Raw genomic sequence first — 12,946 nt, forward strand, 5'->3', positions numbered from 1 at the left:
AACGCTCTCGGGCCCGGGGCCGGTCACGTTTCGGGCGGGATGCCGAGAGGCGACCCGCCCGAAACGTGACGGAACCGATCAGCGCGCGCCGAGGAGGTGCTCGGTGGCGAGCTGCTGCAGGCGGACGAAGCCGAAGCCCTTGCCGCCGAAGTACGAGTTCGCGTCGAAGTCCTCATAGGCCGAGCGGTCGGCGAGGAAGTCGTCGTAGGTCTCGCCCTCGGCGAGTGTCGGGGTCGACAGCTCGTCGACGCGTGCGGCGGCCAGCGCCTCCTGAACCTCGGGGTCGGCGCGGAACGCCGCGGCCCGCTCCTTCAGCAGCAGATAGGTGCGCATGTTCGCCGCCGCCGACTCCCACACGCCCTTCTCGTCCTCGGTGCGGCTCGGCTTGTAGTCGAAGTGACGCGGTCCCTCGTATGCGGGCACGCCGCCGGGGCCGCCGTTCTCGAGCAGGTCGACGAGCGCGAAGGCGTTGTGCAGGTCTCCGTGCCCGAACACCAGGTCCTGGTCGTACTTGATGCCGCGCTGGCCGTTCAGGTCGATGTGGAACAGCTTGCCGTGGAACAGCGCCTGTGCGATGCCGGCCGCGAAGTTGAGTCCGGCCATCTGCTCGTGGCCGACCTCGGGGTTGAGGCCGACGAGCTCGGGGCGCTCGAGCGAGTCGATGAAGGCCAGCGCGTGGCCGAGAGTCGGCAGCAGGATGTCGCCGCGGGGCTCGTTCGGCTTCGGCTCGATAGCGAAGCGGATGTCGTAGCCCTTGTCGGTGACGTAGTCGCCGAGCAGGTTGACCGCCTCGCGGTAGCGCTCGAGCGCCGCGCGGATGTCCTTCGCGGAGTCGTACTCGGCGCCCTCGCGGCCGCCCCACATGACGAAAGTCTTGGCTCCCAGCTCGGCGCCGAGGTCGAGCTGACGGAAGACCTTGCGCAGCGCGTAGCGGCGCACGTCGCGGTCGTTCGATGTGAAGCCGCCGTCCTTGAAGACGGGCGCGCTGAACAGGTTGGTCGTGACCATCGGCACGATGAGCCCGGTGTCGGCGAGAGCGCCCTTGAGCCGGTCGATCTGCGTCTGGCGCTCGGCGTCGGTCGATCCGAACGCGAACAGGTCGTCGTCGTGGAACGTCAGGCCGTAGGCGCCGAGCTCGGCGAGCTTCTCGACGGCGTGCACGACATCGAGGGCGGGGCGGGTCGGGCCGCCGAACGGGTCGGCGCCGTTGTAGCCGACGGTCCAGAGGCCGAACGAGAACTTGTCTTCACGGGTGGGGGTTGTCATGACTGCTCCTGTGCAGATCGAAATAAGTTGTGAACGACAACATATAGCATGACAGCGACGCTGTCCAGCCCGTACAGTGAAGGGATGCCGTCACCGTCGAGCCCGGCCCCTGGGACCCGTCCGCACAATCTCGCTCGCATCCTGCGACTCGTGCACGAAGAAGGCGCGCAATCCCGCGCCGCGCTGACCGAGACGACCGGTCTCAACCGCTCCACGATCGCCGATCTGGTCGGTGAGCTCATCCGCCTCGGCCTGGTCGATGAGCGCATCCCCGAGACCCCCGGTCGAGTCGGCCGCCCCTCGCCGGTGGTCGCCGCATCAGCCGACGTGGTCGTGATCGCCGTGAATCCCGAGGTGGACGCGGTCGAGATCGCCGCGATCGGCCTCGACCGGAGCATCCGCCTGCGCGAGCGCGTCCTGAACGAGGCTCTGCCGACTCCGGAGGGGCTCGCCCTGCTGCTCGCCGACACGGTCCGCGCATGGAGCGGGGGGCCGCTGAAGGACGCGCGCATCATCGCGGTGGGCATCGCCGTGCCCGGCCTCGTCCGCGCATCGGACGGGGTCGTGCGCAACGCCCCGCACCTCGAATGGCGCGATGTGCCGCTCGCGGACCTCGTGGCCGAAGCCACCGGCGTCGCCACGGTCGTCGACAACGACGCGAGCCTCGGTGCGATCGCCGAGCACCGCTACGGCGCCGGAGCGGGCATCGACGACGTCGTCTACCTGAACGGCGGCGCCTCCGGCATCGGCGGCGGGCTCATCATCGGCGGCGTGCCTGTTGCGGGCTCGGGCGGCTACGCGGGGGAGTTCGGGCAGAACCGGCCCCGCATCACCGCCGACGACGATCGGCGCACGGCCGACGGCGTGCTCGAGTCGGAGGTGAGTCGTCGGCTGCTGCTCGACGTGGTCGGACTCGACACGGCCGACGACGATCTCCTCGCCGGCGAACTGAGCGCCTCGCGCTCTGCAGAGGTCGCCGGCGAGGTGTCGCGACAGGGGCGGGTTCTCGCGAGCGCGCTCGCGAATGCCGTGAACGTGCTGAACCCGGCCGTCATCGTGCTGGGAGGGTTCCTCGCGACGCTCGGGGAACTGCGACGCGAAGCGATCATGGATGCCGTCGCCGAACTCGCGATGCCGGAGAGCGCCGAGGGGCTCGGCATCCGCTCCGCCGCCCTCGGGGCCGACCGCCTTCTGATCGGCGCAGCAGAGCTGGCGTTCGCGGGCCTCATCGCGAACCCTGCGGAACGCGGCTGATCGCATCCGACCGCGATGATCGGGTGCGGCCGTGGGCTCGCTCGAGACGATGGTGGGGAAAGGAGGACCTCATGATCGGAACGCTCAATGCCCTGGTCGATCTGGTCGACGGTGCCGACCCAGCGGAACTCGACGTCGCCGCCTTCGCCCGCGATCACGGCACGACCGAGTACCACCTGCGTCGCATGTTCTCGACGCTCGCCGGCATGCCGCTGTCGGATTACATCCGGAGAAGGCGGATGACGCTGGCGGGCGCCGAGCTGGCGGCGGGCGCGCCGAACGTGCTCGATGTGGCCGTGCGCCACGGATACGGCTCGATCGAGGCTTTCGGCCGCGCCTTCCGTGCTGTGCACGGGATCGGACCGACGGATGCGCGCCGTGACGGGGGACCTCTCCGCACACAACCCACGCTCCGGTTCCGCCTGAGCGTCGAAGGGAGCATCCCGATGGACGTCACCATCACCGCACTGCCCGAGCTCGTCCTGATCGGCCACGCCGCGCAGGTTCCGCTCATCCATGAGGGCGTGAACCCGCACATCCAGGAGCACATCGCCGCGCTCGCCCCGGAGGAGCATGCCCGTCTGAAAGCGCTGAGCGATGCCGAGCCACGGGGGATCCTCGCAGTCACGGATGACGTCGCGCCCGACGCGCCAGAGGGGACGACACTCACCTACCTGCACGGCGTCGCGGTGCAGCCGGGGACCCCGGTGCCAGACGACCTCGACGTGATCAGGGTGGATGCCGGATCCTGGGCCGTGTTCTCGGCCGACGGCCCGTTCCCCGAGACCCTGCAGAGCCTGTGGGCGGCGACGGCGGCCGAGTGGTTCCCGTCGAACCCGTGGCGGCTGCGGCCGGCGCCGTCGATCGTGCGCTACCTCGAGTTCACGGGCACGCACGCCTCGTGCGAGCTGTGGCTCGCGGTCGAGACCGCCTGACTCGGGCACGTCGGGCCCTGCCGCGCCAGTGGTGACAGGGTCCCGACGACGCGCCGTCGGTGGCACGTGTGACACTGAAGCATGGCGATCGACCCGAAGAAGACGCTCGACGCGTACCAGGCCGAGCGCGGCGAGTTCCGCGTGGTCGAGGTGCCGCCCATGCAGTACCTGACGGTCGACGGCGCCGGCGACCCCAACACGGGCCAGGAGTACGCAGACGCGCTCGCGGCGCTGTACCCGGTCGCGTACACGCTGAAGTTCGCGCTGCGTGAGCAGGCCGGCGTCGACGTCGTGGTCATGCCGCTCGAGGGCCTGTGGCACGCCGCCGACATGGAGTCGTTCACCACCAGGCGCGACAAGTCCGCGTGGCTCTGGACGATGATGATCATGGTTCCCGACGAGGTCACGACCGAGATGTTCGCCGAGGCGGTCGAGGTCGTCGAGACGAAGAGCGCGAAGAAGAAGCGGGCTCTGCCGGCGCTGCCTCGTGTCGGCCTGAAGACGCTTGACGAGGGGATGTGCGTGCAGACTCTGCACGTCGGCTCCTACGACGACGAGGCTCCGGTGCTCGACGACCTGCACCACCGGTTCATCCCCGAGAGCGGCCTGCGGATGACCGGCCTCCACCACGAGATCTACCTGAGCGATGCACGACGCGTCGATCCGGCGAAGCTGCGCACGATGCTCCGTCAGCCGGTGCGGTCGATCAGCTGAGCGCGGCCCGCTGCCGCTCCCACCTCTCACGGGTGAGGAAGGCGAGCCTGCCGGTCTTGTCCGGCAGCGAGACGAGCGGACCGAGTTCGAAGCCGCTCTTGACCGCACGAGCGACCGCCCGCTCGTTGCGGACATCGGGCTCGATCACGAGCCGATCGACCTCGGGGCGAGAGAACAGGAACGCGGCGATCACGTCGGTGACGTGCCACGAGAAGTGCCGCACCGGATCCCCGCGGTCGCCGAGGAAGAAGTGCAGGCCGACGTCTCCGGGCTGCACGTCGTACACCTCTCCCAGCGGATCGTTCTCGGGTTCGTAGGTCTGCAGCAGCACGATCGGCCGCCCGTCTCGGCGCACGAGGAACGCGTGATGGCTGGGAAGCCCGTCGACGAACAGATACAGGTCGCGCAGCTCCTCGCGCGAGAGCTCGGCCAGCCCCCAGAACTGCGAGCTCGGTCGCGTCACCCATTCGTGCAGCAGATCGAGGTCGCCGACCGGATCGAGCACGGAGAACTCGATCCGCCCCAGCGTGGAATCGGTCGCGTGCACGAGGGCGCCGGTCACCAGACGGGCGGTACGGGGCACTGTCATGATGCTCCTGTCGGACGGTCGGCGGTGAGCGCGCTCCACTCGGTGACGACCCTGGTCGGGCGCGCCTCGACCCAGGCCGCATGCTGATCCGCGAAGTGCGCGGAGGCCGGGTCTCCGGACGCCCCGAAGGGCACACTCCACAGGCTCCGCTCGCGGTCGTCGAGATCCCACGCCCATCGCGCCACCGAACCGCGCCAGCTGCGGTCGCTGACGCCGGGGGACGAGCCCGCGCAGCGCACCGCGTCGCCGTCGCCCGGCAGAGCCGAGTCGAACTCGGCCCCCGGCGTCATGACACCGTCGACCTCGGCGAGCACGTGCAGCGGAAGCATCCGATGCGTGGCGCCCCACGTCGTTGCCGAGGCGGCGCGCTCGAGAGCCGCCAGCACCATCTCATGCGCCTCGGATGCGAGGGACGGATGCCGCAGCGCCTGCGGCAGCGCCGAGGCGATCTGGCCCTCAGCCGCCATCCACGGATCGAAGATCGCACCGAACGGGTGCGGATCCCGCAGAGGGGACAGGGCGTGATGCCGGGTGACGGCCTGCACGAGGGCTGCTCGCCAGGCGGCGAAGATGCCGGCAGCGCGGGAGTCGGCCTCCATCCGGCCGTCCCAGGCGGCGAGCGCATCGCGCGCCTCGGATGCGGGTGCGGAGAGCTCGCCCGCGGGCAGCCACGCGAGCAGACCCGAGGCCGAGCCGCTCCGGGTGTCGCCCCAGACATCGGCGAACTCGCCGGTCGTCCACCGGTGCCGGGCCCCGAGCAGCTGCGCGATGCGGCAGGCTCGATGGGGCGACGGATACGCCCAGCCGAGGTCGATCTCCGCTCTCGCGGGCCGCTCGTTCGCGTCGACGGCGAGATCCCTCACGCGGATCGGGGTGGGCAGCATCCGATCGGCCGCCGGCGCCGCGCTCTGCAGAGTCCGCCGGCGCTCCGAGCGGGCGCGATCGGGAACGACGCCGACGGTCGCCGAGAGAACCTCACCCGACCGATCGGCCGCGAGCACGCGGTTGACCGGGTCGACCCAGCTGTCGAACGCGTCGAGCACCTGACGCGCGGTCCGAGCGCGAAGAAGCGGCAGGAGAGCCGCCGCGCCGAGATCCGCCCTCGCCCTGGCGGGGTGGCGGATGCTCCATCCTCGCAGCTCGCCGTCGCTCTCGTGCAGCTCGGTCACGATGCATCCGCGCACGGTCTCGACGGACTCGACCTCGACATCCGCCCCTCCGCGCACGCGGATCACCGAACGACGCACGTCGACCGGCTCCCAGCCGCTGCGCCCCCAGGCCTCGTAACCGTCGCCCGCGGCACGGAGCCGCTCTTCGAACACGTCGACGCTGTGCGCGATCGCGTTCGTGATGCCCCAGGCGGCTTCTCCGGTGTGCCCGAAGTGGGGCACCCCCGGGACACCGGGGAACGCGAGCCCGACCACGTCGAACTCGTCGCATGCGAGACGGATCTGCTGGTACACGCCGGGCAGCTCGAACAGCCGATGCGGGTCGCCCGCGAGCAGCGGCAGTCCGCTGGACGTCCGCGTGCCGTGCAGCGCCCACGCGTTGCTACCCGAGGTCGGCAGCGTCTCGTCGGCGTGCTCGTCTCCCGCGAACACATCGACCCAGTCGTCGCCGAGCGTGCGCGCGACGTGCTCGCGCCAGAGCACGTGCGGGAACGTCGAGAACAGCACGTGCGCCACGTGCAGCACGCCCAGCGGGTCGTGATCGCGCCATGGCTCGAGCGGGCGAGCGTCGTCGAACCGCGCATCGAGCGCGCGGAACTCGGCGGCTCCGCTGCCGACGCCGGCCATGCCATCCCGCACGCCCGCGGCATAGTCGCCGACGAACTGCCGCGTCTCGTCGTCGAGGGCATCGAAGGCGCGCCGGGCCGTGCTGTCGATCCGCGCCCTCCGGGCGAACACATCCCACGCGACGCCGGCCTCGCCGATGAGCTCGGCGAGGCGGCCCTGCGCGCGCAGCCGGTCGACCTCGATCTGCCAGCCGCGGTCGCGGGCGGTGACCTCGCCCTGGGCGCGGGCGAGATCCCGCACATCCGTCGCGCGGATGTGCGGGATGCCCAGGTCGTCTCGGAAGACCTCCGCCATCCCGTCAGACTCCCACGGGCGCCGGGCGGGGGATCCGCGCGCGCCCGATCGGGTTCTCCAGGGTGCCGGCGTACAGCAGCGACGCAGACTGGTTCGTCAGATCGACCATCCGCAGCGTGTTGCGCAGCTGCAGCCGGTTCAGGCACGAGTGCGCGAACGAGTCGGCGCGCAGATCGACGCGCGTCTCGAGATCGGGGTGGTCGAGTGCGTGCTCGTCGACCGTCTCGGCGACGAGGCGCCAGAAAACGGACTCCGAGAGCGTGCCGTCGACGTGCAGGATGCCGGCGAGATGGCGCAGGACTCCGTCGAAGACATCCGTGAAGACCGCGAGCGCCTTCTCCTCGTCGTCCACGGGCGACACCGTACGGCGCATCTCCTCGGGCACCGTGCGATCGGCGAGCAGGGCGATCTCCTCGCCGATGTCCTTCATGAACACACCTGCGGGCACGTGATCCTCGAGGATGAGGATCAGGTTCTCGCCGTGCGGCATGAACGCCAGGTCGTGGGCGAGCAGGCAGTGCACGACCGGGCGCAGGTAGGCGCGCAGCGCCGCACGCACCCACTGCTGCGCCGGCACTCCGGACGCGCGGATCAGGGCGGTGGCGACGGAGGCGCCGGCGGAGTCGCGATGCAGCAGCGAGGCGAGGGTCGCGAGACGCCGGCCCTCGGCCACCAGGGGCACGGGGCTCTCGCGCCAGAGCGCCGCGAGCATCTTCCGATGCGCTGAGGGCTCGGCCGTGCGGTGGTACGCATCGCCCGTGTAGCCGATCGACGCGCGCTCGCGGAGCACCCGGAATCCCGCATCGCTGAGCGCGGGGTCACTCGCGACGAGAGCGGCCACCCAGTCGTTGATCGCGGGCGTGACCCGCATGTAGGCGGGGGAGAGGCCACGCAGGAACCCCATGTTCTGCACCGCCAGGGCGGTCTTGACGTAGTGCCGCTCCGGGTGTGAGAGGTTGAACATCGTGCGCACCGACTGCTGCGCGCGGTACTCGCTCTCGCTCTCGCCGATCAGCACGAGGTCGCGCCGGGCGAGGTCGGGGGCGAAGGTGATGGCGACGCGGTTCTCCCACTGCCACGGGTGCACGGGCAGCAGGTGGTACTCGGCCGGATTCTCGCCGAGGTCGTCGAGGCGCGACGCGAAGCGCTCGCGCTCTGCGTCGCTCAGCTCGGCGGAGAGCAGAGCCTCCTCGTCGAGTCCGGCCCCCAGAGCCAGGTGCGACACCGACCGGCGCGCGGCGACCCAGATCAGCCGGAACGACCGAGCGGCCTCGGGCGCGAAGGCGGCGTGATCCGAGACGCCGAACCCGATGCGCCCGTTGTTGGCGACGAACCCGGGGTGGCCCTCGGTCATCGCGGCCTCGACCGTCTGGAAGTCGGCATCCGCGAGCTCGGATGCAGACGGCCCGCCCTGCGCGATCTTGAACATCGCGCCCGCGAGCGTCGACGCGATCTCCTCGAGATACACGGGGAGCAGCTCGTCGGACAGACCGAGCAGGGGCTGGAGCTCGAGGATGAGCTCCTGCGCGTCGAGCGGCAGCTCCTCGCCGTCGCGCAGGCGGCGGATGCTCGGCTCGTCCACGATCCAGTGCTCGAGCTCGGCCCGCTGCGCGTCGAAGCGGTACTCGATCTCGCCTGTCGGCACTCGGAGCAGCCACCCGCCATCCTGATGCGGCTCGGGCGCGATCAGCCGCTCGTGACTGAACTCTGCGATCGCCTTGGCGACCAGGTGGCGCTGCGCATGCTCGAGAGCAGCGGAGGTGAGGTGGGCGGCGGTGTTCATGCGGCGGTCTCCCGGCTGCGAGCGATTTCGGATGCCGCGAAGCCGGCGCGCGTGCACACCGACAACATCGCGGTCTTCAGATGACCGCCCTCGTCGACGATCACCTCGTGCAGCTCGGTGAAGCCGGCACGCACGTTCTTGCGCCGGATGCGGTCGTTGCGCACATCCGGCTCGACGACGACGCGCTCCGCCCCCAGCTCGTCGAAGCACCACGTCATGACTCCGGCGAAGACGGCGTCGGTGAATCCGTGCCGCGGCTCTCCGCCCGGAGGTGCGATCAGCACATGCATCCCGAGATCTCCCGGCAGGGCGTCGTGGATGCCGGCCAGCAGCACACGAGCGGGATCGTAGGTCTCGGCGTAGAACGCGGGGATGCCGTTCACGAGGCCGAGCCAGGCATCCTGATCCGGATGCCCTGCGATGCCGTCGAGATACCTCTCGACGGCATGCTCATCGAGATCGGCCATTCCCCAGAACGCGGCGTGCGGATCGGAGAGCCAGTGCTGCAGCAGCGGGGCATCGCGCTGCGGGTTCGCCGTCGTCAGGACGACCGAGAGCGCGGTGGCGAGCGTCATCGGACAGCCTCCGCCGTGAGAGCGTCCTGCGGGACGCCGAACTCCTGGAAGGCGATCCGCCGCTCGATCGGATAGACCTCTCGACCGGTGATCGAGGCGAGGATCGACGAGTTGCGCCAGGCGCCGAAGCCGAGGTCGGGCGCGGTCAGGCCGTGCGTGTGCTCTTCGCCGTTCTGCACGAAGACGCGCGCGCGGCCGCCGTCGACGCTGTAGTCGCGCGCGACGTCGAGCCGGCCCAGAGCGTCCCAGTCGAGCCGGTCCGAGATTCCGGCGAGGAAGGGCGGCGTCTCTGCCGCGTAGCCGGTGGCGAGGATCAGCGACTCGGTCTGCCGCTCGTGTTCCTGAGCCAGCTGGCCGTGGCGAAGCCGCAGGCGGAAGCGCTCGCCGTCCCACTCGGCGGCTGCCACCTCGGTGTCGGCGAGCAGCGTGGTGCGCACAGGGCCGTCGGCGCTGAGACGGTAGAGCGTGTCGTAGATGTCGTCGATCAGATCGGCGGAGATGCCCTTGTACAGATTCCGCTGCTCGCGACCGAGGTGCTGACGCATCCCGATCGGCAGTGCATGGAAGTGGTCGGTGTACTCGGGAGAGGTCATCTCGAGCGTGAGCTTGGTGTACTCCATCGGGAAGAACCGGGGCGACCGCGTGATCCAGTCCAGCCGGTATCCGCCCTCCCGGGCGCCCTCGAGCAGGTCGCGGTAGATCTCGGCAGCCGACTGTCCGCTGCCCACGACTGTGATGGACTCGCTCGCGCGCAGCTCCTCGCGGCGCGCCATGTACTCCGAGCTGTGCACTGCCCGCCCCGCGATCTCGCGCAGCTCGCGGGGCACGGACGGCCGTGTGCCCACCCCGACGACGATGTGGCGCGCGCGCAGCTCGAGCTCCTCGCCGGTGTCGGTGCGCATGGCCCGCACCACGTAGACGTCATCGGCCGGATCGTGGTCGACCTGCACGACCTCGTGGTTCCAGCGCAGCTGCGGCAGCCGATCCGCCGCCCAGCGGCAGTACGCGTCGTACTCGGCGCGCAGCACGTAGAAGCTCTCGCGGATGTAGAAGGGATACAGCCGCCCGGTGTGCTTCAGCCAGTTCAGGAAGGAGAACTCCGAGGTGGGATCCGCCATCGTCACGAGGTCTGCGAGGAACGGCACCTGGATCGTCGAGCCCTCGATCATCATGCCGTGGTGCCAGCGGAACTCCTCTGCGCGATCGAGGAACACCGCATCGAGGCCGGTGGGATGCGCGAGGCAGGCGAGTCCGAGATTGAACGGTCCGATGCCGACGCCGATGAGATCGTGCACGTGCCCGCTCATGCGTCGGCGCCGATCAGCTCGGCGCCGATGCCGGCGAGGGTGGTCGCGGCATCCTTCACCATGCCGAGGATCGCGAGCACGTCGTCGAGCGTGGTCTCGGGGTTCAGCAGTGTGAGCTTGAGGCACGGCCGGCCATCGATCACGGTCTTCGCGACGAGCGCGCGGCCCGATTCGAAGAGCACGCGGCGCACCCCGGCCACGAGAGCGTCCTGCTCGTGGGCGGAGGTGCCCTCCGTCCGGAGACGGAACAGCACGGTGCTGAGCTGCGACCATCCGACGAGCTCGAGCTCGTCATCCGCGTCCACCGCATCGCTCACGGCCTGCGCGAGGTCGATCACGGCGTCGAACATCTCGCCGATGCGGTCGGCGCCGATCGCGCGGAGCGAGACCCAGAGCTTCAGCGCGTCGAAGCGCCGGGTGGTCTGCAGCGACTTGTCGACCTGGTTGGGCTCCTCGTTCTCGAGCGGGTTGAGGTAGTCGGCGTGCCATGCTCCGGCCGCGAGGTCGCGCGGCTCGCGCACGAGGATCGCGCTCGAGGACACCGGCTGGAAGAAGCTCTTGTGGAAGTCGACCGTCACGGACCGTGCGCGCTCGATGCCGTCGAGCAGATGGCGGCGTCGACGCGAGACGAGGAGTCCGCAGCCGTACGCGGCGTCGACGTGCAGCCAGACGCCGCGGGCGTCGCAGACGGCGGCGACGGCGGCGACGGGATCGATCACTCCGCGATCGGTGGTGCCTGCGGTCGCGACGACGGCCATCGGCAGACGACCGGATGCCACGGCCGACGCCATCGCGTCATCGAGGGCTGCCGGCAGCATCCGCCCTTCACCATCGTCCGCGACCACGATCACCGCATCGTCGGCGAGTCCCAGCAGCAGCGCCGACTTGCCGACGCTGAAGTGGCTCGAGGCCGTCGCGAACACGGCGAGCCGGGGCAGCGCCTGCGCTCGCGGCATGCGCGCCTCGGCGAGGGCGGCCTCTCGGGCGAGGAACAGGGCGTGCAGATTCGACTGCGTGCCGCCGGAGGTGAACACGCCGTCACCCGCGTGGAAGCCGATCCATCCGGCCGCGACGTCGATCAGCCGACGCTCCATGAGCGTGCCGACCGTGGACTGGTCGTAGGTGTCGACCGAGGGGTTCACCGCGGCGAGCACGGCCTCGGCGGCGACCGCGGGGAGCGCGACGGGGCAGTTGAGGTGTGCGGCGTACGCGGGGTGGTGGAACCACACGGCGTTCTCGAGGAACAGCTCGTCGATCTCGCGGATGGCGGTAGGGGTTCCGACGCCCGACGCGGTCAGATCGACCGCGTCGACCTGCCGCTGCAGCTCGGCTCGCGAGGCACCGGACGACGGCTGCGTCGCCTCGGCGAACCGGGCGGCGACGCGGGAGGCGGTCTGGGCGACAAGCGATCGGTAGAGATCGGTCGTGGACGAGGTGACCAGCTCAGGCACCGATTCGACTCCTTCAAGTTAGGTATGCCTAGCCTACATAAATCGTCCTCGGCGCGACGTAACAGAGTGGCCGATGTCGTTTCTCGCGGCGAATCAAGCCCCTCTTCGCACCGGCTGAGGCGAGATAACCTGCCGGGGTGACCACAGCGAAGAGCACCGCCCGCGCGGCAAGGAGCTCCACACTCTTCCGCAGGACGGCGCGCACCGGATACGCCGTGCTCGGCGTCGTGCACATCATCATCGGAGCGCTGGCCGTGTCGATCGCCGTCGGAGCGGGAGGCGATGCCGATCAGGACGGTGCGATGGAGCAGATCCGCAGCACGCCGATCGGCGGCGCACTGCTGTGGTGCGTCGCGGCCGGAATGCTCGCGCTGGCCATCTGGCAGATCACGGCCGCCGTCGTCGCGGCCGCGCCCGATGAGGCGAAGCGATGGGGCCGGAGGGCGAGCCTGCTCGGCGCCGCGGTGGCCTATCTCGTGATCGCGGGCATGGCGTCGGTGTACGCCGTGGGCGGTCGAGCCGATGCGGAGGAGACGACCCAGACGCTCAGTGCTCGAGTGATGGCGGCGCCGGGAGGCGTGATCCTCATCGTGGTGCTCGGTCTCGGAGTGATCGCGATCGGCGTCGGCTTCATCGTGGGCGGACTCAGACGTGTCTTCGAGAAGACCATGGATCTGCCGGCAGGAGCGCCAGGCAAGGGCATCGCGACGCTCGGCGTGATCGGGTACATCGCCAAGGGCATAGCCGTCGCGCTGACCGGGACGCTCTTCGTCGTGGCGGCCTGGACGCAGGACCCCGACAAGGCGGCGGGCCTCGACGCCGCACTGCACAGTCTCGCGGCTCTGCCGCTGGGCAGGATCGCCCTTCTGCTGGTCGGAGTCGGGCTCGCGGTCTACGGCGTGTTCTGCTTCGCCCGCGCCCGCCTCGCGCGGATGTGAGCCTGCGGGCGCGAAGAAGGCGGACGCCGGCTCGCACGCACTCG

11 protein-coding genes are annotated in these 12,946 nt (G+C 70.3%); 4 read left to right on the forward strand and 7 right to left on the reverse strand.

What is annotated here, in order from left to right; translation table 11 throughout:
* Positions 1 to 78: 78 nt before the first annotated feature.
* Positions 79 to 1,266, reverse strand: a complete 1,188-nt coding sequence (gene xylA / locus RS84_RS10655; RefSeq protein ID WP_045257763.1) for a xylose isomerase — start codon at positions 1,264 to 1,266, stop codon at positions 79 to 81.
* An 84-nt stretch (positions 1,267 to 1,350) separates the two neighbouring features.
* Here xylA and RS84_RS10660 point away from each other — a divergent pair, with 84 nt between their 5' ends.
* The 3 genes from RS84_RS10660 (at position 1,351) to RS84_RS10670 (ending at position 4,169) form a co-directional block, all read left to right on the forward strand.
* Positions 1,351 to 2,520 carry an ROK family transcriptional regulator gene (locus RS84_RS10660; protein WP_045257764.1) on the forward strand — a complete coding sequence of 390 codons (1,170 nt, stop codon included), beginning with the start codon at positions 1,351 to 1,353 and terminating at the stop codon, positions 2,518 to 2,520.
* Positions 2,521 to 2,591: 71 nt separating this feature from the next.
* The gene (locus RS84_RS10665; RefSeq protein ID WP_045257765.1) at positions 2,592 to 3,455 is read left to right on the forward strand and encodes an AraC family transcriptional regulator; all 864 of its coding nucleotides are present in this window, start codon (positions 2,592 to 2,594) and stop codon (positions 3,453 to 3,455) included.
* Positions 3,456 to 3,536: 81 nt separating this feature from the next.
* On the forward strand, positions 3,537 to 4,169 hold the full coding sequence (locus RS84_RS10670) for a GyrI-like domain-containing protein (protein ID WP_045257766.1): 633 nt from the start codon (positions 3,537 to 3,539) through the stop codon (positions 4,167 to 4,169).
* Here the strand turns inward: RS84_RS10670 and RS84_RS10675 are convergent.
* From RS84_RS10675 to RS84_RS10700, 6 genes are read right to left on the reverse strand one after another with little or no spacing between them, the layout of a single operon-like run.
* Entirely contained in the window at positions 4,162 to 4,758 is a 597-nt protein-coding gene (locus RS84_RS10675; protein WP_045257767.1) for a GNAT family N-acetyltransferase, read from the reverse strand. The genes RS84_RS10670 and RS84_RS10675 overlap by 8 nt on opposite strands.
* A complete protein-coding gene (locus RS84_RS10680) occupies positions 4,755 to 6,848 on the reverse strand; it encodes a penicillin acylase family protein (RefSeq protein ID WP_045257768.1) in 2,094 nt (697 codons plus the stop codon). Before RS84_RS10680 ends, RS84_RS10675 begins: the two co-directional genes overlap by 4 nt.
* Before the next feature lie 4 nt (positions 6,849 to 6,852).
* Positions 6,853 to 8,631 (reverse strand): IucA/IucC family protein, encoded by a 1,779-nt coding sequence (locus RS84_RS10685; protein ID WP_045257769.1) that lies wholly within the window; start codon positions 8,629 to 8,631, stop codon positions 6,853 to 6,855.
* Positions 8,628 to 9,206: a GNAT family N-acetyltransferase gene (locus RS84_RS10690; protein WP_045257770.1), complete on the reverse strand. Its 579-nt coding sequence runs from the start codon at positions 9,204 to 9,206 to the stop codon at positions 8,628 to 8,630. The genes RS84_RS10685 and RS84_RS10690 overlap by 4 nt, the downstream gene beginning before the upstream one ends.
* Positions 9,203 to 10,513, reverse strand: coding sequence for a lysine N(6)-hydroxylase/L-ornithine N(5)-oxygenase family protein (locus RS84_RS10695; RefSeq protein ID WP_045257771.1), 1,311 nt, complete (start codon positions 10,511 to 10,513; stop codon positions 9,203 to 9,205). Before RS84_RS10695 ends, RS84_RS10690 begins: the two co-directional genes overlap by 4 nt.
* Positions 10,510 to 11,964, reverse strand: a complete 1,455-nt coding sequence (locus RS84_RS10700) for a pyridoxal phosphate-dependent decarboxylase family protein (protein WP_045257772.1) — start codon at positions 11,962 to 11,964, stop codon at positions 10,510 to 10,512. The genes RS84_RS10695 and RS84_RS10700 overlap by 4 nt, the downstream gene beginning before the upstream one ends.
* 137 nt (positions 11,965 to 12,101) lie before the next feature.
* On the opposite strand from RS84_RS10700, the gene RS84_RS10705 reads away from it, so the two are divergent.
* The gene (locus RS84_RS10705) at positions 12,102 to 12,902 is read left to right on the forward strand and encodes a DUF1206 domain-containing protein (protein ID WP_045257773.1); all 801 of its coding nucleotides are present in this window, start codon (positions 12,102 to 12,104) and stop codon (positions 12,900 to 12,902) included.
* The last annotated feature ends 44 nt before the right edge of the window (positions 12,903 to 12,946 follow it).

The sequence above is a fragment of the Microbacterium hydrocarbonoxydans genome, assembly GCF_000956475.1.
GTDB classification, from domain to species: Bacteria; Actinomycetota; Actinomycetes; order Actinomycetales; family Microbacteriaceae; genus Microbacterium; species Microbacterium hydrocarbonoxydans_A.